The sequence below is a fragment of the Streptoalloteichus hindustanus genome, from assembly GCF_900129375.1.
GTDB classification, from domain to species: Bacteria; Actinomycetota; Actinomycetes; order Mycobacteriales; family Pseudonocardiaceae; genus Streptoalloteichus; species Streptoalloteichus hindustanus.
This window is the reverse complement of record NZ_FQVN01000012.1, coordinates 35,127-59,203: the sequence shown is the minus strand read 5'-3', so window position 1 is coordinate 59,203 and position 24,077 is coordinate 35,127. Positions and strand designations below refer to the sequence as shown.

Annotated in this window: 22 protein-coding genes; 10 read left to right on the top strand and 12 right to left on the bottom strand. The window is 73.7% G+C overall.

Features of this window, described 5'->3' with window-relative positions; genetic code table 11:
- Positions 1–96: 96 nt before the first annotated feature.
- From BUE43_RS27565 to BUE43_RS27540, 6 genes are all read right to left on the bottom strand, one after another.
- Positions 97–1,047, bottom strand: a complete 951-nt coding sequence (locus BUE43_RS27565; RefSeq protein ID WP_073488975.1) for a 3-methyladenine DNA glycosylase — start codon at positions 1,045–1,047, stop codon at positions 97–99.
- A gap of 111 nt (positions 1,048–1,158) precedes the next feature.
- Complete coding sequence (locus BUE43_RS27560; RefSeq protein WP_073488854.1) at positions 1,159–2,211, bottom strand: hemolysin family protein; 1,053 nt, start codon at positions 2,209–2,211, stop codon at positions 1,159–1,161.
- Entirely contained in the window at positions 2,208–3,566 is a 1,359-nt protein-coding gene (locus BUE43_RS27555; protein ID WP_073488852.1) for a hemolysin family protein, read from the bottom strand. Before BUE43_RS27555 ends, BUE43_RS27560 begins: the two co-directional genes overlap by 4 nt.
- A gap of 339 nt (positions 3,567–3,905) precedes the next feature.
- A complete protein-coding gene (locus tag BUE43_RS27550; protein WP_073488850.1) occupies positions 3,906–4,421 on the bottom strand; it encodes a DoxX family protein in 516 nt (171 codons plus the stop codon).
- 238 nt (positions 4,422–4,659) lie between these two features.
- Positions 4,660–5,700 carry a LacI family DNA-binding transcriptional regulator gene (locus BUE43_RS27545; RefSeq protein ID WP_073488973.1) on the bottom strand — a complete coding sequence of 347 codons (1,041 nt, stop codon included), beginning with the start codon at positions 5,698–5,700 and terminating at the stop codon, positions 4,660–4,662.
- A gap of 95 nt (positions 5,701–5,795) precedes the next feature.
- Complete coding sequence (locus tag BUE43_RS27540; protein ID WP_073488847.1) at positions 5,796–6,359, bottom strand: TIGR03086 family metal-binding protein; 564 nt, start codon at positions 6,357–6,359, stop codon at positions 5,796–5,798.
- Positions 6,360–6,554: 195 nt separating this feature from the next.
- Between BUE43_RS27540 and BUE43_RS27535 the strand changes: the two genes are divergently transcribed.
- A complete protein-coding gene (locus tag BUE43_RS27535; RefSeq protein ID WP_073488845.1) occupies positions 6,555–8,039 on the top strand; it encodes a peptide MFS transporter in 1,485 nt (494 codons plus the stop codon).
- Positions 8,040–8,108: 69 nt separating this feature from the next.
- Positions 8,109–8,276, top strand: coding sequence for a DUF6191 domain-containing protein (locus BUE43_RS34410; protein WP_159447797.1), 168 nt, complete (start codon positions 8,109–8,111; stop codon positions 8,274–8,276).
- A gap of 84 nt (positions 8,277–8,360) precedes the next feature.
- On the opposite strand, the gene BUE43_RS27530 is transcribed toward BUE43_RS34410, so the two are convergent.
- A complete protein-coding gene (locus BUE43_RS27530; protein WP_073488843.1) occupies positions 8,361–9,680 on the bottom strand; it encodes a cytochrome P450 in 1,320 nt (439 codons plus the stop codon).
- A gap of 147 nt (positions 9,681–9,827) precedes the next feature.
- On the opposite strand from BUE43_RS27530, the gene BUE43_RS27525 reads away from it, so the two are divergent.
- Together BUE43_RS27525 and BUE43_RS27520 are read left to right on the top strand one after the other, a co-directional pair.
- Positions 9,828–10,037: a PspC domain-containing protein gene (locus BUE43_RS27525; RefSeq protein ID WP_073488841.1), complete on the top strand. Its 210-nt coding sequence runs from the start codon at positions 9,828–9,830 to the stop codon at positions 10,035–10,037.
- Positions 10,038–10,120: 83 nt separating this feature from the next.
- On the top strand, positions 10,121–10,957 hold the full coding sequence (locus BUE43_RS27520) for an SDR family oxidoreductase (protein ID WP_083960232.1): 837 nt from the start codon (positions 10,121–10,123) through the stop codon (positions 10,955–10,957).
- Between the two features lie 56 nt (positions 10,958–11,013).
- Here BUE43_RS27520 and BUE43_RS27515 read toward each other — a convergent pair whose 3' ends face one another.
- Both BUE43_RS27515 and BUE43_RS27510 read right to left on the bottom strand, forming a co-directional pair.
- Positions 11,014–11,943, bottom strand: a complete 930-nt coding sequence (locus tag BUE43_RS27515) for a 1-phosphofructokinase family hexose kinase (protein WP_073488839.1) — start codon at positions 11,941–11,943, stop codon at positions 11,014–11,016.
- A 69-nt stretch (positions 11,944–12,012) separates the two neighbouring features.
- Positions 12,013–13,272, bottom strand: a complete 1,260-nt coding sequence (locus BUE43_RS27510) for an MFS transporter (protein WP_143174421.1) — start codon at positions 13,270–13,272, stop codon at positions 12,013–12,015.
- A gap of 232 nt (positions 13,273–13,504) precedes the next feature.
- Between BUE43_RS27510 and BUE43_RS27505 the strand changes: the two genes are divergently transcribed.
- The gene (locus BUE43_RS27505; RefSeq protein ID WP_073488837.1) at positions 13,505–14,140 is read left to right on the top strand and encodes a TetR family transcriptional regulator; all 636 of its coding nucleotides are present in this window, start codon (positions 13,505–13,507) and stop codon (positions 14,138–14,140) included.
- A gap of 92 nt (positions 14,141–14,232) precedes the next feature.
- Here the strand turns inward: BUE43_RS27505 and BUE43_RS27500 are convergent, their stop codons facing one another.
- Positions 14,233–14,838: a TetR/AcrR family transcriptional regulator gene (locus BUE43_RS27500; RefSeq protein WP_073488835.1), complete on the bottom strand. Its 606-nt coding sequence runs from the start codon at positions 14,836–14,838 to the stop codon at positions 14,233–14,235.
- Between the two features lie 255 nt (positions 14,839–15,093).
- On the opposite strand from BUE43_RS27500, the gene BUE43_RS27495 reads away from it, so the two are divergent.
- From BUE43_RS27495 to BUE43_RS27475, 5 genes are all read left to right on the top strand, one after another.
- Positions 15,094–16,353, top strand: a complete 1,260-nt coding sequence (locus BUE43_RS27495; protein ID WP_083960231.1) for a glutamate-cysteine ligase family protein — start codon at positions 15,094–15,096, stop codon at positions 16,351–16,353.
- Positions 16,350–17,687 carry an ergothioneine biosynthesis protein EgtB gene (gene egtB, locus BUE43_RS27490; protein WP_073488833.1) on the top strand — a complete coding sequence of 446 codons (1,338 nt, stop codon included), beginning with the start codon at positions 16,350–16,352 and terminating at the stop codon, positions 17,685–17,687. Before BUE43_RS27495 ends, egtB begins: the two co-directional genes overlap by 4 nt.
- 5 nt (positions 17,688–17,692) lie before the next feature.
- Positions 17,693–18,472, top strand: a complete 780-nt coding sequence (egtC, locus tag BUE43_RS27485) for an ergothioneine biosynthesis protein EgtC (RefSeq protein WP_073488831.1) — start codon at positions 17,693–17,695, stop codon at positions 18,470–18,472.
- Positions 18,469–19,440: an L-histidine N(alpha)-methyltransferase gene (gene egtD, locus BUE43_RS27480; RefSeq protein ID WP_073488829.1), complete on the top strand. Its 972-nt coding sequence runs from the start codon at positions 18,469–18,471 to the stop codon at positions 19,438–19,440. The genes egtC and egtD overlap by 4 nt, the downstream gene beginning before the upstream one ends.
- A 150-nt stretch (positions 19,441–19,590) precedes the next feature.
- Positions 19,591–20,058, top strand: coding sequence for a nitroreductase family deazaflavin-dependent oxidoreductase (locus BUE43_RS27475; RefSeq protein ID WP_073488965.1), 468 nt, complete (start codon positions 19,591–19,593; stop codon positions 20,056–20,058).
- Between the two features lie 415 nt (positions 20,059–20,473).
- On the opposite strand, the gene BUE43_RS27470 is transcribed toward BUE43_RS27475, so the two are convergent.
- On the bottom strand, positions 20,474–21,196 hold the full coding sequence (locus BUE43_RS27470) for a sulfite exporter TauE/SafE family protein (protein WP_073488826.1): 723 nt from the start codon (positions 21,194–21,196) through the stop codon (positions 20,474–20,476).
- Between the two features lie 102 nt (positions 21,197–21,298).
- Entirely contained in the window at positions 21,299–24,052 is a 2,754-nt protein-coding gene (gene acnA / locus BUE43_RS27465) for an aconitate hydratase AcnA (protein ID WP_073488963.1), read from the bottom strand.
- Positions 24,053–24,077 lie beyond the last annotated feature (25 nt).

The window sequence follows — 24,077 nt, the reverse complement described above, 5'->3', positions numbered from 1 at the left end:
ATCAAGCTCTGTGACCGAGCACGGTCAGCACTCGCAGTAACGCGGCACATCCCGCACTGGTTCCCGCATTTCACGCTAACAGGTGAACGCGGACGGTCAAGAATGGTCACGCGTCGTAGCGACGTGGTCGCGGGCGTCCTCGCGGGGCGTAACCGGCCGCTGACCCCACTCCAGCAACCGGCGGCACTCGTCGGCCAGCCGGGCGCGCAGCGGCGCCGACCTCCTGGCGAAGTCCGACTGGCGGCGGGCGTACTCCGCCCGGCCCTCGGCCGTCTCGATCCGCACCGGCGGGTAGCCCAGCGCGGCCAGGTCGTAGGGGCTGGCCCGCATGTCCAGCTCCCGGATCTCGACGGCCAGCGCGAAGCAGTCGGCCACCAGGTCGGCCGGCACGAACGGGTCCAGCTTGTACGCCCACTTGTAGAGGTCCATGTTCGCGTGCAGGCAGCCGGGCTGTTCGAGCCGGAGCTGGTCCTCCCGCGTGGGCTGGAGCGCGTTGCGCGGCCGGGCGGGCTCGGTGAAGAACCGGAACGCGTCGAAGTGCCCGCACCGGATCGACTGGGACTCCACCACCTCGTCGGTGCCGGCCGGGCCCAGCCGCAGCGGCCACGCCGCGTGCCGCACCTCGTCCTGGTCCAGCCGGTAGACCATCGCCCACTCGTGCAGCCCGAAGCAGCTCAGCCGCGCCGGCCGCGACGCGGTGGCGGTGAGCAGGGCGAGCGCGAACTCGGCGGTGCGCCGCCGGCCGTCGGTGAACGCGGCCGGGTCGAGCGCCACGCCTCCCGGCACGTCCGGGTGCTCGGCGTAGCCCGTCCACGACAGGTACTCCCGGGCCGACTCACCGGTCAGCACCACGTCCGGCCCCGGGTGCCACCGCTCCAGCCGGGCCGGCCGGTGCGAGTAGTACGTGAACAGGAAGTCCAGCACCGGGTGCTTCTCCAGGCCGGCGCGGCGGCGCAGGTGCGGCGCGGTCCACCGGCGCACCCGACGCAGGTGCTCCTCCCGACGGGTGTGCCAGGTCGCCTCGTCGAGCACGATCGGACCGGACACCACCCCGCAACGGTACGTCGTCGCCCCGAAGGAGTGGTTCGCGGTGTCGCCCACGTCGGTCGGTGACGGCCTCGACGCGCCCGGGACACCCCGGGCGCGTCGAGGAGAGCGCTAGCGGGCGGCGCCGTTGACGTGCGTGCCGTCCCGCACCGTCCCCACGAACTCCTCCACCAGGTCCTCCAGCGCCACGACCCCGAGCAGCGCGCCGTCCTCGCCCACCGCGCGGGCCAGGTGGCTGCGCGCCCGCCGCAGCGCCGAGAGCGCCTCGTCCAGCCGGGCGTCCGCCGGCAGGTCCGGCAGGCCGCGCACGCGCGAGCGCGGCACCGGCGTCGCCGGGTCGGCGCCCGCCAGCTCCAGCACGTCCTTGACGTGCAGGTAGCCGACCAGCCGGCCGTCGGCCCTGCGCAGCGGGAAGCGGGAGAACCCGGTGGTGGACACCGCCGTGGCCACGTCGCCCACGGTCGGGCGCTCGGGCACGGTCCGCACCTGGTCGATGGGCACCAGCACGTCGGCCACGGTCCGGTCGGCGGAGGACAGCGCCTGCGCCAGCCGCCGGTGCTCCGGCTCGTCCAGCAGGCCCTCCCGCCGCGACTCGCCGAGCATCTCCGCCAGCTCGTCGCGGGTGTAGGCGGTGTCCAGCTCGTCCTTGGGGCGCACGCCGACCACCCGCAGCACGCCGTTGGCGCACACGTTGAGCAGCGAGATCACCGGCCGGACCAGGCGGACGAAACCCACCAGGACCGGCACGAGCAGCAACGCGGTGCGCTCCGGCCCGGCGATGGCGATGTTCTTCGGCACCATCTCGCCCAGCACGACGTGCAGCACCGAGAAGATCGCCAACGCGACGACGAAGGCCAGCGGGTGCACCACCGCGCCGGGCACGCCGAACGGGTGCAGCAGCCGCTCCAGCTGGCTGGCGATCACCGGCTCGCCCAGCGCGCCGAGGCCCAGCGAGCAGACCGTGATGCCGAGCTGGGCGGCGGCCAGCATCAGCGACATGCGCTCGCCGGCCAACATCACCGTGCGGGCCCGGGGCTGCCCGGACTCCACCAGCGCCTCAAGCCGGTCGCGGCGGGCGCTGATCAGGGCGAACTCCGCGCCCACGAAGAACGCGTTCGCGCCGAGCAGCAGGATCGCGAGGAAGAGGGAGACGAGGTCGTTCACCGGGTCGCCCCCTGCGTACGGCGGGCGTGCTCCGGCTCGGACCGCTCCGGCGCCAGGGACACGCGCAGCTCGGCGACGCGGTGGCGGTCCATCCGCATCACCGTGATCCGCCAGCCGTCGTGGCACACGTCGTCGCCCACGGCCGGGATGCGGCCCAGCCGGGCGATGACGAACCCGGCGAGCGTCTCGTAGTCGCCGTCCGGGATGCGGAAGCCGGTGGCCTCGGCCACCTCGTCCCCGCGCAGCAGCCCGGAGACCATCCAGCTCGCCCGGCCCAGCGGGCGGACCGGCGCGACCTCCAGCCGGTCGTGCTCGTCGCGGACGTCGCCGACGATCTCCTCGACCAGGTCCTCCAACGTGACCAGGCCGGCCGTGCCGCCGTACTCGTCGACGACCACGGCCATCTGGAGGCCGGAGCCGCGCAGCCGGTCCAGCAGGGCGTCGCCGTCCAGCGTCTCCGGCACGGTCGGCACCGGTCGGGTGAGCGCGGACACCGGGGTGGTGTCGCGCTGCGCCGCGGGTACGGCGAACGCCTGTTTGACGTGCACCGCGCCCTTGATGTCGTCCAGGTCGCCGGCGTGCACGGGGAACCGGGAGAAGCCCGTCCGCCGGGCGGCGGCGATGAGGTCGAGCACGGACGCGTCGATCCGCAGCGCCTCCACCTGGACGCGCGGCGTCATCAGCTCGTCGGCGGTGCGCTCGCCGAAGCGCAGGGAGCGGTCCAGCAACGTCGCGGTGCCCTGGTCGAGGGTGCCCTGCGCGGCGCTGCTGCGCACCAGCGAGCCCAGCTCCTGCGGGGAGCGCGCGGAGCGCAACTCCTCGGCCGGTTCGACGCCGAGCCGGCGCACGACCCAGTTGGCGGAGCCGTTGAGCCAGTGGATGAGCCAGCGGAACGCGGCGGAGAAGCCCGCCTGGGCGCCGGCGACGGCCCGGGCGGTGGCGATCGGCCGGGCGATCGCCAGGTTCTTCGGCACCAGCTCGCCGAAGATCATCGACAGCGCGGTGGCCAGCAGCAGGGCCACCACCAGCGCGACCGGCTCGGCCACGGCGGCCGGCACGCGCAACGCGGTCAGGCCCGGCTCCAGCAACGCGGCGATCGCCGGCTTGGCGACGAAGCCGGTGACCAGGGTGGTCGCGGTGATGCCGAGCTGGGCGCCGGAGAGCTGGAAGGACAACGTGCGGTGGGCGCGCTGGACGCTGCGCGCCCTGGCGTCGCCGACCTGTTGGGCGTGGGTGTCGACCTGGCTGCGTTCCAGGGCGGTGAGCGAGAACTCGGCGGCCACGAAGACGGCCGTGCCGAGCGTCAACACGCCGACAACGAGCAGACCGAGAAGGGTGATCGCGATTCCGGTCACCGCGCACCCCTCAGGTCGGCGTCCGGAGTCCTGTGGCAGCCGGGTGATCCCGGCCCACTACTGCAGCCAGGTGACTGCGCGTCGCGCACGGAAAGCGTCACTCCTCGTCGTGAGCGGGCAATATCTGTCCGCCAGTGTAAACGTGGAGTAAGGAAAGCGGGATTCCGTCGCGCGAACGGAATGAGCCGGCCGAGTGGGGAAAGGCCGCCGGACGGAGGACATTCCGTGTCCGACGTCCGGCGGCCGATCCCATGGGTGAGGCAGTGCTACTGGGCGTTGCCGGGCGTGCCTCAGGCGCGCCCGGCGGTGCCAGCAGGGGTGCCAGCGCTCAGGCGGTGGTCACGCGGCGTTGGCGCCGGCCCGACGCACCGCGGCGGCGCGGCCGCCGACCGCCAGGCCGCTCACCAGACCCAGCGCCACGGCGGCGAGCGCCCAGCCCAGCGCCGGCCGGTCGATGCCGAGCAAAGCGTCCACCGACACCGAGCCCGGGCCGGTCAGGGCCAGGCCCGCGCCGGTCACGGCCAGCACCAGCGCGTACTCGTACCCGCTCTGGGTGACCCACAGGCCGTTCGCGGCGTGCGTGGTGGCGGCCACCACCATGGTGCCGATCACCGCGGCGCCGGCCAGCGGGGTGAGCAGGCCCAGCGCGAGCCCGGCCCCGCCGGCGACCTCGCCGAGCCCGGCCAGCAGCGCCATCACCCGGCCGGGGCGGAAGCCCTGCGACTCCAGCCAGCCCCCGGTGCCGGCCAGCCCGTGGCCGCCGAACGCGCCGAACAGCTTCTGCGCGCCGTGGCCGACCAGCAGCAGGCCGACGACGACGCGGAGCACCAACAGCCCGAGGTCGAGCGTGGTCATGGTCGTTCTCCCGTTCCGTGTCTCGCCTGTTCGGCCGCGACGTCCGCCGCGGCGCACGGATACCGGAACGAGGTTGAAAGTTGAACTATTTCCACCGCGATCAGTGACCTGGGCCATGTCGCGCGGGTGAGGGAGACCGCCCCCACCTGCGGCGTTGGTCAACTCGACCGCCAGCCGCCGGCGACTCGCCAAGCCAGGGCGCGGGTCCGGTCGACGGCCGAGGCTCCGAGACGAGCTCTCAGCGCAGGCCGACACCAGGGGCCGCGGTGCTCTCCCGCAGGACGACCTCGGCGGGCATCGACACCTGCCGGTGCTCGGCGGCCGGCGGCTCGTCGAGCGCCATCCTGGCCGCGCACCGCCCCATCTCGGCCAGCGGCAGGCGCACCGTGCTCAGCGAGGGGACGAGGTCCCGCAGCGTCGGGATGTCGTCGAAGCCGGCGACCGAGACGTCCCCGGCCACCCGCACCCCGCGCTCCCGCAGCGCCGCCACGGCGCCGACGGCCATCACGTCGTTCACGGCGAACACGCAGGTCGCGCCGGTCCGCCTGGCCAGCAGCTCCAGCGCGGCGGCGTGCCCGCCGTCCCGGGTGAACTCCCCGTGCACCACCGCCTCGGCCGGCAGCTCCACCCCGGCCTCGGCCAGGCCGGCGCGGAACGCCGCCAGCCGGTCGGTCGCCGTGACCAGGGTGGTCGGCCCGGCGAGCGCCGCGAACCGGCGGTGGCCCAGCGCTACCAGCTCGCCCGCCAGCGCCGCCGCCCCCGCCCGGTTGGCCGGCACGACGGTGTCCGTGGGCAGCCGGGCCTGGGAGACGCAGGCCACCCGACCGCCCTCGGCGACGAACGAGCGGATCTCGGCGGCCAGGCGCTCGGTGGCGGCCGGGTCGACGGCGCGACTGCCCACGAGCACCACTGCCCGCGCGCGGTGCGCCCGCAACGTCGCGAGCAGCGACCGCTCGCGGTCGGGGTCGCGGCCGGTCGTGCCCAGCACGACGACCAGCCCCGCCCGCTCGGCCACCTCGGTCACGCCGGCGGCGATGGTGGAGAAGTAGGGGTCGGAGATGTCGTGCACGACCAGCCCGACGAGGTTGCTGCTGTTGCGGGCCAGGGCCTGCGCGGAGGCGTTGGCCCGGTACCCGAGCGCGCTGGCGCTGGCCAGCACCCGCTCCCGCAGCGGGGCGCTCACCCTGCGGCCGCTCCCGTTGAGCACCCGGGACGCGGTCGCCAACGAGACCCCGGCGTGCTCGGCGACCTGGACCAGCGTGGTCTGACGAGCGGCCACGGACACCTCCTGCTTCCGTGCCGGAGGGTAACCACCAACGGGTGATCTCGTACCGGAACGTGACAGAAGCGGGCTGGCCGGGACCGGCCGTGTGGTTACGGACGGCGACCGAGCAGGGCCACCAGCCGGTCCTGGGTCGGGGCGGAGTCCGGCACGGGCACGGGCGGGTCGAAGATCCCGATCCCCTGCCAGGAGTCGACCTGCGGGCGGACCGCCGCGTACACCGCCTCGACGAGCTCCTCGTCGAGGGTGTCGTCGTCACCGATGCCCCTGGCCAGGTCCCACCCGTGCACCGTGAGGTCGGTGGTCATCTGCCAGCCGTAGTCCCTGGCGGGGAGCACGCCGCCGCTGGTGTGCACGGTGCCGTCCAGCGCCCCCTGCCGGTGGAAGCCCTCCCTGGCGACGCCGGCCGCCCGGTCCCACCGCCGGGGCGGGTCGTCGCCGAGCTGGTCGCCGTCGAACCGGTCGCCCACCTCGTCGAGGGTGGCGCCGCGCAGGAGCCAGGGCGCCCACAGCTGTTCGGACGTCAGGTGGTTGACCAGATCGCGCACCGTCCACTCCGCGCACGGGGTAGCCGCGTTCCACTGGTCGGCCCGCACCCGGTGCACCCGTCGGCCGAACCCGGCCAGCGCCCGGTCGTACGCATTCAGCAAATCCATGTGAGCAGTGCAACATCAGGAGTGCGGCGTGGCCACTGGACAATGAAGAATGCGGTCCAACCTGACGGAATGTGGTCTGGACCACGTTCCGTGTCCATGATTTCGGAGCGCTTCGCCAACCGGCGTAGCCTCCGCCCGTCGTGCGCGGACGGTTACGGCCGGCCGCGCGGTCGAGGCACGAGAGGACAACACACCGTGAGCGCCACGGCGACAGCGGCCCCGGTCAACGACGACCGGAGCTTCTTCGGCCACCCACGCGGTCTGGCCACCCTGTTCTTCACCGAGATGTGGGAGCGTTTCTCGTACTACGGGATGCGCGCCATCTTGGTGTTCTTCCTCTCCGCGTCGGTCGCCAACGGCGGCCTCGGTATGGAGAAGCCGCTCGCCAGCTCGCTGGTGAGCGTCTACGGCGCCGCGATCTACATGTCGGCGCTGGCCGGTGGCTGGCTCGCGGACCGACTGCTCGGGTCGCAGCGCTCGGTCTTCTACGGCGGTGTGCTGATCATGGCGGGCCACATCTGCATGGCCCTGCCGTTCGGCTCCACCAGCGTGTTCCTCGGCCTGCTGCTGATCATCCTGGGCAGCAGCCTGCTCAAGCCGAACATCTCCAGCGTCGTCGGCAGCCTCTACGAGAAGACCGACGCCCGCAGGGACTCCGGCTTCTCGCTCTTCTACATGGGCATCAACATCGGCTCGTTCTCCGGCCAGCTCGTCACCGGCTACCTCGGTGAGAAGGTCAACTGGCACGTCGGCTTCGGCGCCGCCGCGGTCGGCATGGCGATCGGCCTGATCCAGTACAAGCTGGGCGCGCGGCACCTGGGCGCCGCCGCCGCGACCCCGTCCAACCCGCTCACCGCGGACGAGCGGTCCAAGGCGTACGGCCGGATCGGCATGTCCGTCGGGGCGATCCTGGTCGTCGGCGTGGTCATGTTCCTCACCGGCACCCTGACCGCCTACGGCATCAAGAACGCGATCTCCATCGCCGCCATGGTGCTGCCGGTCATCTACTTCACCGTGATGCTGCGCAGCCCGAAGACCACCAAGGTCGAGCGGGACCGGGTCAAGGCGTACATCCCGCTGTTCATCGCCTCGGCGCTGTTCTGGCTGATCTTCGAGCAGGCCGCCAACGTGCTGAACATCTACGCCGACGAGCGGGTCGAGAAGACCGTCTTCGGCTGGGAGTTCCCGGCGTCCTGGTTCCAGTCGGTCAACCCGATGTTCCTCATCGTGCTGGCGCCGATCGTGGCGTGGATCTGGCTCCGGCTGGGCACCCGGCAGCCGTCCACCCCGCGCAAGTTCGCGGTCGCGGTGGCCACGGTCGGCCTGTCCTTCGGCGTGCTGGCGCTGGTCGCCCTGTTCGGCGACGCCACCACCAAGGTGAGCCCGATGTGGCTGCTGCTGGTCTACGGCATCCAGACCGTCGCCGAGCTGCTGCTCTCCCCGGTCGGCCTGTCGATGACCACCAAGCTCGCGCCCGCCGCGTTCCTGTCGCAGATGATGGGCATGTGGTTCCTGTCCACGGCGGCCGGCTACGGCATCGCCGCGCAGGTCGTGCCGTTCTACTCCGCCGAGAACGAGCTCGCCTACTTCGGCATCCTGGCGCTCTGCGCGATCGCGCTGTCGGTGCTGATCTGGATCGGCGCGAAGCGGATCAAGAAGTTGATGCACGGCGTGATCTGACGTCGCCCGACGTCCCCACCCGCCGTTCGACCCTGTGGCCACGGTGCGCTCGCCGCGTACCGTGGCCACATGTCGTTGGGGGAGTTGTTCGATCCGAGCTCGCGGTTCGAGCGGGAGCAACGCCAGTGGACGCAGTTCTACCGGCGTGAGCAGAACGAGGCGGCGGACGGTCCGCTGGACCTGGACTCGGGCGTCGTGCGGCTGCGGCTCCCGGCGGCCACCGACGACGCCGGCTGAGCGGACGACCGCACCCCGACGTGCCGGGACCCGGAGGTCCGACGAGAGCGACGAGAGCTGAGGGCCGCGGAGCTGGGGCCGAGATCAGGCCGGCGCCGCCGACGGCGGCGCCACCGCGCCGGCCGGCTCGTGGCACCGCACGGGGAGGTCGCGCACCCCGTGGATCAGCTTGGTGGCCCGGGGCCGGGGCCGGCCGGCCAGCTCCAGGCGCGGGAAGCGCGTGAAGAGCTCCCGCACCGCGACGGCGCCCTCCAGCCGGGCGAGCCCCGCGCCGAGGCAGTAGTGGACGCCGCCGGAGAACGACAGGTGGTCGCGGGCGTTCGCCCGATCGACGTCGAAGCGGTCCGGGTCGGGGAACACCGAGGGGTCCCGGTTGGCGCCGCTGAGCAGCACCAGGACCGGCTCGCCCCTGCGCAGCCGCGCGCCGTGGAAGACGAGGTCCTCCTTGGCGACCCGCGCGGTGAACTGCACCGGGGAGTCGTGCCGCAGCACCTCCTCGACCGCGTTCTCCGCCAGGCCGGGGTCGGCGACCAGCCGCTCCCGGGCCTCCCGGTGGGTCAGCAGCGCCAGCACCCCGTTGCCGATCAGGTTGACCGTGGTCTCGAAGCCGGCGACCAGGAGCAGCTCGCTGGTCGCCAGCAGGTCGTGCGCCGTGACCTGGTCGTCCTCGCCGCTGCTGCGCACCAGCTCGCTGACCACGTCGTCGCCGGGGTTGCGCCGCCGGAAGTCGGTCAGCTCCCGGAAGAACGCCTCCATCTCGACCATCGTGGCGTGCAGCCGGTCCAGCTCCCGCAGCTCGAACAGGCCGTCCAGCGCCGTGGCCAGGACCTGCCCCCACGCGACGAACCGCTCGTGCTCCGGCCGCGGGACGCCGAGCAGGTCGCAGATCACCTCGACCGGGACCGACGTCGCGAAGTCCGCCATGAGGTCGACCGGCTGGCTGGTGTCCAGCGCGTCCAGCCGACGCCGGACCACCCCCTCGATCCGGTCGGTCCTGGCCCGCAGCGCCCTCGGGGTGAACCAGGGCGCGACCAGCCGGCGCAGGCGGGTGTGCCGCGGCGGGTCCAGGGACAGGAACGAGTCGTTGATCGGGTGCACCAGCGCGTCGCCGCCGACCCTCGGCTGGGGGACGAACCCCCGGCTGTCGCCGGCGAAGGCGACCACCCCGAACCGGGGGTCGCGCAGGAGCTGGCTGACCACCGAGTAGCGGGCCGTGGCCCAGGCGCCCAGCCGGCTGCGGGCCATCGGCCCGGCCAGGCGGACCCGCCGGTAGGCGTCGACCAGGGGGACCGCGCTGCTGGGCGAGATGACCTGGGCCAACGGGTCGCCGAACAACGAGTGCGCCCGCAGCACGGTCCTCGTCGTCCACAGCGACAACGCGTTCCGCAGCCTCGTGGCCGGCATGGCTACTCCCTCCGGCGGGTCGACGCCGTGACGGGGAATGGTGATCCTCCACGATGGCGGCGGTGCGTGAACGCCGTAAAGGGCTGGACGGGTGAGGCGGACGGCGTTCACCCGGCGGTGCGCCCGACGGGTGACTACGGTCCTGGCATGGCCGGAGAACTCGCGCGTCTGACGCGGCCGAGGCAGGGGCGGTGGATCGCGGGCGTCTGCCTGGGCATCGCCAGGAGGTACGGCTGGAACCCGGCGCTCGTGCGGCTGGCGTTCGTGGCGTCCTGCCTGCTGCCCGGCCCGCAGGTGCTGGTCTACCTGCTGCTGTGGATGATCATGCCGGGCGAGGGGCGCGCGTCCCGTTGGTGATCGCGTCGCCCCGGCGGGTGGTCCGACCCGACGCGGCGTCCAAGATCCGCTTCCGCCGGCGGGCGCCGGCCTAGCCTGGCGCGGTGGTGGCCGTACCCGAGTCCTCGCCGGCGTCGTCGGCCGCGTCGTCCGCTTCCCATGGCGCGGCGGGACCGCTGTCGGAGATCTCCCTGCGGGGCAGGAAAGTGCTCGTGACCGGCGCGTCCTCGGGCATCGGCGAGGCGGTGGCCAGAGCGGCGGCCCTAGCGGGCGCGCGGGTGGCTGTCCTGGCGCGGCGGGTCGACCGGCTGACCGCGCTGGCCGAGGAGATCGACGGGGTGGCGGTCGCGGCCGACGTGACCGACCACGAGGCCGTGGCGGAGGCCGTGGCCGCGGCGGCGGACCGGCTGGACGGCCTGGACGCGCTGGTCAACTCGGCCGGGATCACCCGGCCGGGGCTGCTCGCGGACACCGACCCCGCAGCGTGGCGGATGTTGTTCGACGTCAACGTGGTCGGCCTGCTCGCCGTCACCAGGGCCGCCCTGCCGCACCTGCTCGCGGCCAGCGCGCCCTCCGTCGTGAACGTGTCGTCGATGTCGGGCCGCCGGGTCGCCGGGCCGGCCAGCGGAGCCTACGCGGCGACCAAGTTCGCGGTGCACGCCCTGGGCGAGGCGTTGCGGATGGAGCTCCAGCCCAGGGGGCTGCGGGTGACCACGGTCGCGCCCGGGTTCGTGCGGACCGGGATCGCCGACGGCGAACCGGAGAGCCCGTTCCGGGAGCAGCTCGCGGCGCGGCTGGCGGAGGAGGGCCTGCCGCCGACGGAGATCGCCAGGGCGGTGCTGCACGTGCTCGCGCTGCCGGCCGAGGTCACCGTCGTCGAGTACGCCGTGATGCCCACCGCCCAGCGCGACCACGGGTTCCTGGAGCCTCCCTCGTCCTGACCCCCGCTTCGTCCGACCTTCGGTTCCGTTCTGACCGCTGGCGCAGGTCACGCTGGTCAGGTGGGCGATCCGGAGCCAGGACGGACGTCGACGTCGGGGAGGAACCGGCGTCGCGCCCGGTCGTCGAAGCCGCCCGCGACCGGGTGGAGGACGGCGGCGGCGGAGAGCGCGACGGCCGCGCGCAGGACCTCCGGCCAGGCCAACCCGTCCCGCAGGCCGGCGGCCAGGGCGGCGACGCACGCGTCACCCGCACCCGTCGGGTTGCCGGCGACCCGCTCGGGCGGCGTGGCCCGCCAGGTCCCCTCGTCGGTCACCGCGAGCACGCCGGCCGCCCCGAGCGAGGCCACGACCGCGCGGGCGCCGGCCGCCCGCAGGAGCGCCGCGCCCGCGTCCGGGTCCGCCTCGCCCGTGGTCGCCCGGAGCTCGGCCGCGTTCGGCTTGACCACGTCCGGTCGGGCGGCGACGGCCAGGCGCAGCGGCTCGCCCTCGGCGTCGACGACGGTGCGTGCGCCGTGCTCGGCGGCGATCCGGGTCAGGTCGGCATAGGCCCCGACGGGGGTGCCCGGGGGCAGGCTGCCCGACAGCACGACCACGGCCGCGTCCGGGACCAGCGCGGCGAAGCGGGCCAGGAACCGCCGCCAGTCCTCCTCGGCGACGTGGGGCCCCGGTTCGTTGAACACCGTGGCGTCCCCCTCGGCCGCGCAGACCACGGTGACCGTGCGGCGGGACTCGCCGGCCAGGTCGACCAGGGCGTCGGCCAGGCCGGCGCGCGCCAGGTCCGCCCGCACCGCCGCGCCCGTCGCGCCGCCGGCGAAGCCGGTCACGACCACGGGGTGCCCGAGCGTGTGGAGCACCCGGGCGACGTTGACGCCCTTGCCGCCGGCGCGGCCGTGCATCTCCTTGACGCGGTGCGAACTGTTCGGAACCAGCCGGTCCACGTGATAGGTCGTGTCCAGCGCGGCGTTGAGCGTGACGGTGAGGATCACGGGGGCTCCGGGATGGGACACGGCCGTTTATGCGTGCTCGTGCATTCTAGGGCGATTTTTCACTCAATTTCACGCATTTCTGTCGGTGTTGTCCGTCGATGTGCGTGTTTTGCCTGACCTCGTGCGCGCCAGCGACCACCCGACGAGCGCGGCCACCACCTGGCAGCCCGCCACGATGCCCAGGGTCGCCGACGACCCCAGTTCGGGGACCAGCCGGGCGCCGATCGCGGCGCCCAGGGCGTACGCGCCGACCTTCAGGCTCGCGCCCGTGGTGTGCACCTGCGCCAGCATCTCCGGGGGTGTGTGGGCGCGGCGCGCCGAGATCACCGCGGGCAGCGTCGGGCCCTCGACCAGCCCGGTGACCACACCGGCGACCACCAGCAGCGCGGGGGTGGGCGCGAGGGGCCACAGCACCAGGGCCAGCCCGTAGCCGGCGGTCGACGCGAACACGACGTTCTCCGGTCGCCGGGCCCCGATCCACCGCGCGAGGACGAGCGTGCTCGCGGCGCAGCCGACCTCCAGCGCGGCCCACACCCAGCCGGCGGCCCCGGCCTCGGCGCCGAGGTTCCGCAGGTGCAGGGGCAGCGCCAGGGTCAGCAGACCGGTCGACCCGAAGCCCAGCACCGTCGTCGCGGTCGCCCCGAGCAGGGGCGGCGTCCGCAGCAGGTGGCGGGTGCCCGCGACCACCGAGGCGAGGAGCGGGGGAGGAGGTGACTGGCGCGGCCGCCCGGAGCCGTCGGAGGACGGGCGGGCGGCGCGCTCCGCCGTCCGGTCGGCCGGGTCGTGCGGCCGGTCGAAGGCGAGCAACGCCGTGCCGGCCAGCCCGGCGAGCGCGCAGACCGCGGTCACCGCCATCGCGCTCCCCGCGTTGACGGTGGCAGAGAGCGTGCCGGCCAGCGCCGGACCGGCGATCGCCGCCGCGTTGAACGTCGCGGCGTCCCACGCGGTGACCACGGCGGACTCCCGGCCCCGGGCGATCCTCGGCACCAGGCTGCTGAACCCGCCGCTGGTCATCGGGGAGGCCACGCCGGCGAGGACGGCCAGCGACACCGCGGCGGCCGGCGCGCGCCCCGCCGAGGCCAGCAGTCCCAGCGCGGCGACCGCGAGCAGCACCTGGTTGGCGGCCAGGGCCGCGCGGGTGTGCCGGGTGCGGTCGAGCCACGCGCCGAGCAGGGGTCCGGAGACGACCGCCGGCAGGGTGTAGGCGGCCACCGTCCACCCGGCGGCGCTCTCGCCGCCGCCCCGGTCCAGCACCAGCAGGACCACGGTCAACGGCAGCATCTCGCTGGCCAACCGGGTGAGCGTCGCCGCGACCAGGTACGCGGGCACGCCCCCGCCCCGCCGGCTCGGTCATGGGCACCCGCGTCCTCCTCGTGGTCGCGTCCCGCTCGGGCCGCGCTTGGCGGCAATTCGCCCTACCATCGCTCACGAGTGTTTCGAGCCGGTCCGAAGAATTGCGCTGACCGTCGGTTCGGCCGCCTCCGGTCGGCGGAGGAAGACCGGGTGCGGACCGTAATTCAGGGAACGCCGAAATGCGTTGAACGCCGTACGATAACGGCCGATGACCGAGCAGCGAGGACTTCGCGAACGGAAGAAGAACAGGACCCGTCACGCGCTCGCCGACGCCGCCCTGCGGTTGTTCGTCGAGCGCGGTTTCCACGCCACCACCGTGGCTGACATCGCGGCGGCCGCCGACGTCTCGCCGCGCACGTTCTTCGGCCACTTCCGGTCCAAGGAGGACGTGGCGTTCGTCCGCACCGACGAGCGGTTCGAGCTGTTCCTGGCCGGGTTGCGGGCGGCCCCGCCGGACGCGCCGCTGCTCGACCAGCTCCGGAGCTCGATCCGGCAGGTGGTCGCCGAGACCATCGTCGCCCCCGGCGAGCGGGAGCGGAACCGGCTGCGGATGATCTTCTCGGTGCCCGAGGTGCGGGCCAAGACGCTGGTGCGGCTGTCCGAGGCGCAGGTCGAGGTGGTCGCCGTGCTCACCGCCCGGCTGAGGCCGGGGACGGATGAGGCGCTGGTGACGGCGGCGGTCGGCGCGCTGGTCGGCGCGCTGGTCGCCGTGGTCGTGCGCTGGCTGCGCTCCGGGGGCGGCGGCGACCTGCTGGCCGAGGTGGACCGGGCCTTCGACCTGGTCGCCGAGGGGGTGACCGCGGTGCCGGGGCTGGGCGAGTCGTTGCCGGACACCGCCGCCTGAGCGCAATCCTGGCCCGAATCGCCCGCCGGGTCACGGGTCCGGGTTGTTCGGATGAGGGCTGCCGGCATGGGGTCCGGCGGGATGGGGTCGGGTCAGTCCAGGACGGCGCCGGCCCTGCGGTGCCGCCGCACGCTCTCCTCGACCAGGTCGAGCACGACGTCCAGGTCGTCGGCGGGCAGGCCCATGGCCAGGTGCGACACCAGGCCCTCCAGCACCAGCTCCAGGAACGCCGTCAGCACGGTGACGTCGACGTCGTCGCGCAGCTTGCCGGCGTCACGCTGCCGTTCCAACCGGGCGCGGGTGGCGGCGGTGAGCTGCTCGGAGCGCTCGGCCCACCGGGCGCGGAAGTCGGGGTCGGTACGCAGCCGCCGGGAGACCTCCAGCCGGGTGCCCAGCCACTCGGCCGGGTGCTCGCCGACGGTGTCGGCGCGCTCCGCCAGCAGGTTCCGCATCACCTGGACCAGACCCTGCTCGGCGACGACGTCGGCCATCCGCCGCGCGTCGTCCTCGGCGAGCGCGAGGAACAACGTCTCCTTGTCCCGGAAGTGGTGGAAGATCGCTCCACGGGACAGCCCGGTCGCCTCCTCCAGCCGGCGCACCGTGGCACCCTCGTACCCGAAGCGCGCGAAACAGGACCGTGCGCCGTCGAGGATCTGGCGGCGACGCGCGTCGAGGTGGTCCTGGCTCACCCGGGGCACCGGTCGATCGTGTCAGCCCCGCGTTGGCTACGCAATCCGTACGTACGGCTTGCGTCTCGTGTCTCACCGAACGGGGCGCCCGGCGAACCCGAACACCCCCCTGTGGGTGTGTCGCTCGATCTGCGGGACCAGCGCGGGAAGCCGATGCTGGTAGCGAACGAACGAGCCCGCAAGCCCCGTTGGCCCGCACCGATGGGTGCGAAAGAACCCCGGGTTGTGTAGCTTCAAGGCCAGGCGATTACAGGGGGTGGCGCTGTGACTGCGCTCCGCATCGCTGATGACGCCGACCGAGCTCCCCGACTGTTGCGTTCCCGGGCCGAGGCCGAGTCCCACATCGCCTCGGTCGCCTTCGCCCCCGGCCCGCCCCGCCTGCTCGGGGTCGAGCTGGAGTGGGTGGTGCACCACCGCGCCGACCCCGGCCGGCCGCTGGCGGCCCCGCAGCTCGCCGCCGCGCTCGGCCCGTACGCCCCGCCGACGCTGGCGCCCGAGGGCCCGCACCGCCCGCTGGACCACGGTTCCACGGTGACCGTCGAGCCCGGTGGCCAGGTCGAGATCTCCAGCGCGCCGCACTCCTCGCTGGCCGGCCTCGTCGCGGCGACCTTCGCCGACGTCGCCCAGCTCGTCGCCCTGCTGGCCGGCGCGGGCCTGGTGCTCGGCGAGCACGGGATCGACGCCCACCGACCGCCAACGCGGCTGCTCCAGATCCCCCGGTACGAGGCGATGCAACGCGCCTTCGACCGGATCGGACCGGACGGCAACACCATGATGTGCAGCACCGCCGGCCTCCAGGTCTGTCTCGACGCGGGGGAGCCGGACCGCGTCGCGGCCCGGTGGGCGGCGGTCCACGCCGTGGGTCCCGCGCTCTCCGCCGCCTTCGCGAACTCGCCGGTGCTGGCGGGGGAGCGGACCGGCTGGGTGTCCTCGCGGATGGCCTCGCTGTTCGGGACCGACCCGCCGAGGACCCGACCGGCCGTGATCAACGGCGACCCGGCGGCCGGCTGGGCGCGCCGGGTCCTCCAGACCCCGCTGGTCTGCGTGCGCAGGGCGAACGGGGTGTGGGACGCCCCGCCGGGGGTGAGCTTCGCCGACTGGATCGCCGGGGCGTTCGCGCCCGCGCCGACGGTGGAGGACCTCGACTACCACATGAGCACGATGTTCCCGCCGGTGCGGCCGCGGGGTTACCTGGAGGTGCGGTACCTGGACACCCAGCCGGGCGACGACTGGGTGCCGCCGGTGGTGGCGCTGGCCGCGCTGTTCGCCCGGGAGTCCACTGTGGACGCCGTGCTGGAGCTGGCGGCGCCGACCGCGTCGCACTGGGTGCAGGCGGCGCGGGAGGGGCTGCGCGACCCCGCGCTCGCCAGGGTCGCCCACGGGTTGTTCGACCTGGTGCGCGACGCGGTCGGGGACGTCGACCTGCCCGACGGCGCGGCGGAGCCGGTGCTGGAGCGACTGCGCGCCAAGCTGCGACCGCCCGGCGGGGCGGGTGCGGGGCCGACGGGAGGAGCACGCCGATGACCCCGGAGGACATGCCGAGCGAACGGCTGCGCGCGCACGTGGCCGCGGAGCTGACCAGGACCCGTGCGCGCAGCGCCGCGCTCACCGACGCCGTCGACGACGCCGACCTCGTCCGGCAGCACTCCCCGCTGATGTCACCCCTGGTCTGGGACCTCGCGCACATCGGCAACCAGGAGGAGCTGTGGCTCGTGCGCGACGTCGGCGGCCGCGAGCCCGTGCGGTGCGACATCGACGAGCTCTACGACGCGTTCCGGCACCCCAGGAAGGACCGCCCCCTGCTGCCGCTGCTCGACCCCGCCGAGGCCCGGTCCTACGTGCGCGAGGTCAGGGACAAGGTCCTCGACGTGCTGGACCGCGTCCCGCTGAGCGGGCGGCCCCTGGTCGACGCCGCCTTCGGCTTCGGCATGATCCTTCAGCACGAGCACCAGCACGACGAGACGATGCTGGCCACCCACCAGCTCCGGGTCGGCTCGCCGGCGCTGGCCGACGAGCCCGTGCCGCCGGCCCCCGCCGACGCCGGCCGGCTGCCCCGCGAGGTGGTGGTGCCGGGCGGTCCGTTCACCATGGGCACCTCCACCGAGCCGTGGGCGCTGGACAACGAGCGCCCGGCGCACGTCGTGGACGTCCCGACCTTCGTCGTCGACACGGTGCCCGTGAGCAACGCCGACTACCTCGGGTTCGTCGAGGCGGGCGGCTACGACGACCCGCGCTGGTGGAGCGGGCCGGGCTGGGCGCACCGGAGCCGGGCGGAGCTGACCGCGCCCCAGTTCTGGGAGCGCGACAGCGACGGCCGGTGGTGGCGCACCCGGTTCGGCCGGGTCGAGCCGCTGCCGCCGGACGAGCCCGTGCTGCACGTCTGCTACTTCGAGGCCGAGGCGTACGCCCGCTGGGCGGGCCGCCGGCTGCCGACCGAGGCGGAGTGGGAGAAGGCCGCCCGCTTCGACCCGGTCAGCGGCCGGTCCCTGCGCTATCCCTGGGGCGACGAGGACCCGGGGCCGGCGCACGCGAACCTCGGGCAGCGGCACCTGCGGCCCGCGCCCACCGGCAGCTACCCGGCGGGGGCGGCGCCGTGCGGCGCGCGGCAGCTCGTCGGCGACGTCTGGGAGTGGACCAGCACCGACTTCCACGGCTACCCGGGGTTCGCCGCGTTCCCGTACCGCGAGTACTCCGAGGTGTTCTTCGGCGACCGGTACAAGGTCCTGCGCGGCGGCTCGTTCGGCACCGACCCGCTCGCCTGCCGGGGGACCTTCCGCAACTGGGACCTCCCGGTCCGCCGGCAGATCTTCTGCGGCTTCCGCTGCGCCCGCGACCCGCGGCCGGACGAGCTGGGGTAACCGCGGTGTGCCGGCACCTGGCCTACCTCGGCCCGCCGCGGTCCCTCGCGGAGCTGGTCCTGGACCCGCCGCACTCGCTGCTGCGGCAGTCCTGGGCGCCCCGCGACTCGCGCGGCGGGGGCGCGCTCAACGCGGACGGGTTCGGCGTGGGCTGGTTCCCGACGCCGGACGGCCCCCCGGTGCGCCACCGCACCACCAGTCCACTGTGGTCGGACGTCGGGTTCGCCGAGCTGGCGGCGGTGACCCGGTCCGGCGCGGTGCTGGCCTCGGTCCGCTCGGCGACCGTCGGGATGCCGGTCGTGGCGACCGCGTGCGCGCCGTTCACCGACGACGGCTGGCTGTTCGCGCACAACGGGGCGGTCAGGGGCTGGCCGGACTCGGTGGCCCGGCTCGCCGAGCAGCTCCCGGTGACCGAGCTGCTGACCATCGAGGCCCCGATGGACTCCGCGTTGCTGTGGCTGTTGCTGCGCCGTGAGCTGCGCAAGGGCACTGAGCCCGGCGACGCGCTGGCCAGCCTGGTGCTGACCGTGGCGGCGGAGGCGCCGGGCGCCCGGCTCAACCTCCTGCTGACCAACGGCGAGGTCGTGGTCGCCACGACCTGGACCCACTCGCTGTCGGTGCTGGCGGGCCGGGGGTCGGTCGCGGTCAGCTCCGAGCCGTGGGACGACGACCCGGCCTGGCGGGCGGTGCCCGACCAGCACCTCGTGGTCGCCGACCGGTCCGGTGTGGAGCTCCATCCGCTGGCCCCTCGGTGGGGCGGCCCGATCCCGACAGGAACCCGATGACCGATCCCGTGCTGGAGGTGCGCTTCACCGAGCGGGACGCGGCCGTCGCGTTGCGCTCCGACGTGCGCGCCGGGCTGACCGACGCCCCGAAGTGGTTGTCGCCCAAGTGGTTCTACGACGCGCGGGGCAGCGCGTTGTTCGACCGCATCACCACGCTCGACGAGTACTACCCGACCAGGGCCGAGCGCGAGGTGCTCGCCGCGCGCGCCACCGCCATCGCGGAGCTGACCGACGCGGAGGAGCTCGTCGAGCTGGGCTCGGGCTCGTCGGAGAAGACCCGGCTGCTGCTGGACGCCCTGGTCGCGCACGGCTCGTTGCGCCGCTTCGTGCCGCTGGACGTGTCCGAGCCGGCGCTGCGGGCGGCGCTCGCGGCCGTGGCCGCGGACTACCCGGGCCTGACGGTGCACGGCATCGTGGCCGACTTCACCGAGCGGCTGAGCATCCCGACCGAGGACGCGCGGCGCCTGGTCGCCTTCCTCGGCGGGACCATCGGCAACCTGCTGCCGCAGGAGCGGTCCTGGTTCCTCAAGGAGCTGCGGCACGTCCTGCGGCACGGCGAGTTCCTGTTGCTGGGCACGGACCTGGTGAAGGACCCGGGTGTGCTGGTGCGCGCCTACGACGACGCCGAGGGGGTGACCGCGGAGTTCAACCGCAACGTGCTGCGCGTGGTGAACCGGGAGCTCACCGCGGCCTTCGACGTCGCAGCCTTCGACCACGTGGCGCTGTGGAACGCCGAGCAGGAGTGGATCGAGATGCGGCTGCGCGCCCTGCGGGACATGCGGGTGCGGGTCGCGGCGCTCGACCTGGAGGTCTCCTTCGCCGCGGGGGAGGACCTGCGGACGGAGGTCTCGGCGAAGTTCCGCCCGGAGCGCGTGGCCGACGAGCTGTCCGCGGCCGGGTTCGCGCTCCGTCGACTGTGGACGGACGATGGCATGCGCTTCGGGCTCTCGCTGGCGCAGGCGGTGTAGCGCCTCGTTTGCCCGGGACGCATCTGGCCATCTGTCTGATGTCCATTGTGGACGATTGGAGTGGACGGTGCCGCGCGGTCCTGCCCTCGGGTGTTGCTCCGTTCGGGGAACGGGTTCGCCCCGCGGCGCGAGGGCGACGACGATGGGGGCATGAACGTGTTACGACAGGCTTTCCAGTGGGCCCAACGACAGTCGTGGAGCAGCAGGTTCGGCCGGTTCCTCGGTCCGCTGGACCTGGCGGTGCAGCGGCGCACCGCGGGCCGGGTGCGCCCGCTCTCGCTGCTCGGCGTGCCCACGTTGCTGCTCAACACCACGGGTCGGCGCAGCGGCCAGACCCGGCAGGTCGCGTTGCTGCACATCCCTTACCGGGGCGGACACCTCGTCATCGGCTCGCACTACGGGCTGCGGGAACACCCGGGGTGGTCGGCGAACCTGTTGGCCCACCCCGACGCCGAGGTCATCGCCGGTGGCCGGACCGTTCCGGTGCGGGCGACGTTGTTGACCGGCGACGAACGGGCCGAGGCGTGGCGGGAGATCACCCGCCTCTGGCCGGTCTACAACACCTACGCCGCCCGTGCCGGACGGCAGATCCGCGTGTTCCTGTTGACCCGGCGCTGACCCCCGCCGCGCGGGCCGCCCCGGCCGCCCGGGGGACCATCTACCGGGCTGAGCAGGGGGGAACCCCCTTTTCAGATCATCGCGGGTGGGTCTGACAATTCTGGGGTTCCGGGGTGGTCCTGGTCGGGTGAAAGCCGTCCGCGGGCCGGTGATGGGGCGCGGTGCTCGCCGGGCCGCCCCGGGGGACCATCTACGGGGCTGAAGCGGGGGGAACCCCCTTTTCAGATCATGGCGGAGGGGTCTGACATTTCGGCGGGTCCGGGGTGGACCTGGCTGGGTGAAACCTGTTCCCGAGCCGGTGATGGGTGTGCCCGCGGGGCCGGCCGGCGGCGTCTCGTCTGCGGCCGGCCCCCGCGCGGGGCTGCCTCCAGCGTCCCGTCCGTCATGACCAGCTCGGGGCCGCCCGCGACCGGGGTCAGCCGAGCAGGCTCCGGCCGGCCAGGAGCACGGCGGCCACCGCGGAGGTGACCAGCACCGTGGGCCGCACGCGGCCGGCGTCGAGGAACCGGCGCAGCGGTCCGGACAGCACGAAGCCGAGCACCACGAACGGCAGCAGCGACAGCGCGGCCCACAGGTGCGCCACCTCGACCCGGCCGGCGACCCCGAGCGTCACCAGGGACGTGATCGAGCCCAGCAGGAAGTAGGCGCTCAGCGTCGCCCGGACCCGGGGACCCCGCTCGCCCTGGTAGATCAACGCCATCGGCGGGCCGCCGATCGCCGACGTGGTGCCGAACGCGCCGCTGGCCGCGCCGGCGAGCAGCAGGCCGTTGCGGGTCGGCGTCGGCCGCCACGAGACCACCGACAACCCGACGCAGACCAACACCGATCCCGCCACCACGAGCGAGAACTCCCGCAGCGGCAGCGACGCCACGACGAGCATGCCCAGCACGTTCCCGCCCCCCCGGCCCAGCACCGCCCACCCGACCCCGCGCCAGTCCGTCATCGCGTGCTCCCGCGCCACGCCCAACCCCGACTGCACGGTGGCGACCAGCAACACGGGCACCGGGACCAACGCCGGGTCCACCAACACCAGCAGCGGCGCGCACAACAGGTTCAGGCCGAAGCCGGCGACGCCCTGCACCACGGCTCCGACGAGGGCGACCGCGCCGGCGACGGCCAGCGCGCTCGGGCTGAGCACTGCCGCTCCCTCCTCCGACGCCCAGGCGTCGGGACTGATCCGGAAGACGGGAAGGGCCCCGTCCGACCGGACGGGGCCCTTCCGCGCTGACCACCAGGTCACTCAGCTCCGGAGCATCTTCCGCAGCACGTACTGCATGATGCCGCCGTTGCGGTAGTAGTCCGCCTCGCCGGGGGTGTCGATGCGGACCACCGCGTCGAACTCCACCGCCGAGCCGTCCTCCTTGCGCGCGGTGACCTTGACCGTGCGCGGGGTCTCACCGTCGTTGAGGGCGGTGATCCCGGTGAAGTCGAAGGTCTCCGTGCCGTCCAGGCCGAGCGAGGCCGCCGTCTGGCCGGCGGGGAACTGCAGCGGCAGCACGCCCATGCCGATCAGGTTCGAGCGGTGGATGCGCTCGTAGGACTCGGCGATCACGGCCCGCACGCCCAGCAGGCGGGTGCCCTTGGCCGCCCAGTCGCGGGACGAGCCCGAGCCGTACTCCTTGCCGGCCAGCACGACCAGCGGGACGCCGGCCTCGGCGTAGGCCACCGACGCGTCGTAGATGGTGGTCTGCTCGCCGCCCGCGAGGAAGTTGCGGGTGAAGCCGCCCTGCACGCCGTCCAGCAGCAGGTTGCGCAGCCGGATGTTGGCGAAGGTGCCCCGGATCATCACCTCGTGGTTGCCGCGGCGGGACCCGTAGGAGTTGAAGTCGCGGCGCTCGACGCCGTGCTCCTGCAGGTACCGGCCCGCCGGCGAGTCCGGCTTGATGGCGCCGGCCGGCGAGATGTGGTCGGTGGTGACCGAGTCGCCCAGCAGCGCCAGCACCCGGGCGCCGCTGATGTCGGTGACCGCCTCCGGCTCCATGCCCATGCCCTCGAAGTACGGGGGCTTGCGCACGTAGGTGGAGTCGGCGGCCCACTCGAAGGTCTTGCCGGTCGGGGTGGGCAGCGACTGCCACCGCTCGTCGCCGGCGAAGACGTCGGAGTAGCTGGCGGCGAACGCCTCGGCGGACAGGGCCGAGGTGATGACCTCCTGCACCTCCTGCGGCGACGGCCAGATGTCGGACAGGTAGACCGGCTGGCCGTCGGAGTCGGTGCCCAGCGGCTCGGTGGTCAGGTCCATGTCCATCGAGCCGGCCAGCGCGTAGGCCACCACCAGCGGCGGGCTGGCCAGGTAGTTCATCTTGACGTCCGGGTTGATCCGGCCCTCGAAGTTCCGGTTGCCGGACAGCACCGACACCACGGCCAGGTCCTGCTCCTGGACCTTCTTCGAGATCGACTCCGGCAGCGGGCCGGAGTTGCCGATGCAGGTGGTGCAGCCGTAGCCGACCAGGTGGAAGCCCAGCTTCTCCAGGTACGGCAGCAGGCCGGCGCGCTCGTAGTAGTCCATGACCACCTTCGAGCCCGGCGCCAGGGTGGTCTTCACCCACGGCTTGCGCTCCAGCCCGCGCTCCACGGCCTTCTTGGCCAGCAGCGCGGCGCCGATCATCACCGACGGGTTCGAGGTGTTGGTGCAGGAGGTGATCGCCGCGATGGCCACGTGGCCGTGGTCCAGCTCGGTCTCGGTGCCGTCCTCCAGCGTCACCGGCACGCTCCGGTGCGGGCGCGCGCCGTTGGTCCCGGCGTTGTGCGACGGGGCGTCGCTGGCCGGGAACGACTCGTCGATCTCCTCGTCGACGTTGTCGGCGGAGACGTAGTCCCGCACGGCCGAGCGGAACTTGTCCTTCGCCTCGGCCAGCGCGATGCGGTCCTGCGGGCGCTTCGGGCCGGCGATCGACGGGACGACCGTGGCCAGGTCCAGCTCCAGGTGCTCGGAGTAGACCGGCTCGGCCGCCGGGTCGTGCCACAGGCCCTGCTCCTTGGCGTAGGCCTCGACCAGCGCGAGCTGGTCGGCGCTCCGGCCGGTGAACCGCAGGTACTCGATGGTCTCCTGGTCGACCGGGAAGATCGCGCAGGTGGAGCCGAACTCCGGGCTCATGTTGCCGATGGTGGCCCGGTTGGCCAGCGGCACGGCGGAGACGCCGGAGCCGTAGAACTCGACGAACTTGCCCACCACGCCGTGCCTGCGCAGCATCTCGGTGATGGTCAGCACCAGGTCGGTGGCGGTGGCGCCGGCCGGCAGCTCGCCGTGCAGCTTGAAGCCCACCACGCGCGGGATGAGCATGCTGACCGGCTGGCCCAGCATGGCGGCCTCGGCCTCGATGCCGCCGACGCCCCAGCCCAGCACGCCCAGGCCGTTGACCATGGTGGTGTGGCTGTCGGTGCCGACCAGGGTGTCCGGGTACGCCTGGCCGTTGCGGGTCATCACCACGCGCGCCAGGTGCTCGATGTTCACCTGGTGCACGATGCCGGTGCCCGGCGGGACCACCTTGAACTCGTCGAAGGCGGTCTGGCCCCAGCGCAGGAACTGGTAGCGCTCGCGGTTGCGCTCGTACTCCAGGTCGACGTTGCGCTCGAAGGCGTCCGGCCGGCCGAAGATGTCGGCGATCACCGAGTGGTCGATGACCAGCTCGGCGGGGGCCAGCGGGTTGACCTTCGACGGGTCGCCGCCCAGCTCGGTCACGGCCTCGCGCATCGTGGCCAGGTCCACGACGCAGGGCACGCCGGTGAAGTCCTGCATGATCACCCGCGCCGGGGTGAACTGGATCTCGGTGTTCGGCTCCGCGGTGGGGTCCCAGCCGGCCAGCGCGCGCACGTGGTCGGCGGTGATGTTGGCGCCGTCCTCGGTGCGGAGCAGGTTCTCCAGCAGGATCTTCAGGCTGTACGGCAGGCGCTCGGCGCCCTCGACGGCGCTGAGCCGGAACACCTCGTAGGAGGCGTCGCCGACCCGCAGCGTGCCGCGGGCGCGGAAGCTGTCCTGGCTCGCAGGTGCAGTCACGTCCAACTCCATCTCGCGACGGGTT

Excerpts from the sequence above, each read along its gene's own strand:
- BUE43_RS27550 (WP_073488850.1), bottom strand. The coding sequence starts at position 4,421 with ATGACCACGCTCGACCTCGGGCTGTTGGTGCTCCGCGTCGTCGTCGGC.
- BUE43_RS27540 (WP_073488847.1), bottom strand. The coding sequence starts at position 6,359 with ATGGATTTGCTGAATGCGTACGACCGGGCGCTGGCCGGGTTCGGCCGA.
- BUE43_RS34410 (WP_159447797.1), top strand. The coding sequence starts at position 8,109 with ATGTCGTTGGGGGAGTTGTTCGATCCGAGCTCGCGGTTCGAGCGGGAG.
- BUE43_RS27530 (WP_073488843.1), bottom strand. The coding sequence starts at position 9,680 with ATGCCGGCCACGAGGCTGCGGAACGCGTTGTCGCTGTGGACGACGAGG.
- BUE43_RS27525 (WP_073488841.1), top strand. The coding sequence starts at position 9,828 with ATGGCCGGAGAACTCGCGCGTCTGACGCGGCCGAGGCAGGGGCGGTGG.
- BUE43_RS27505 (WP_073488837.1), top strand. The coding sequence starts at position 13,505 with ATGACCGAGCAGCGAGGACTTCGCGAACGGAAGAAGAACAGGACCCGT.
- egtB (WP_073488833.1), top strand. The coding sequence starts at position 16,350 with ATGACCCCGGAGGACATGCCGAGCGAACGGCTGCGCGCGCACGTGGCC.
- egtD (WP_073488829.1), top strand. The coding sequence starts at position 18,469 with ATGACCGATCCCGTGCTGGAGGTGCGCTTCACCGAGCGGGACGCGGCC.
- BUE43_RS27475 (WP_073488965.1), top strand. The coding sequence starts at position 19,591 with ATGAACGTGTTACGACAGGCTTTCCAGTGGGCCCAACGACAGTCGTGG.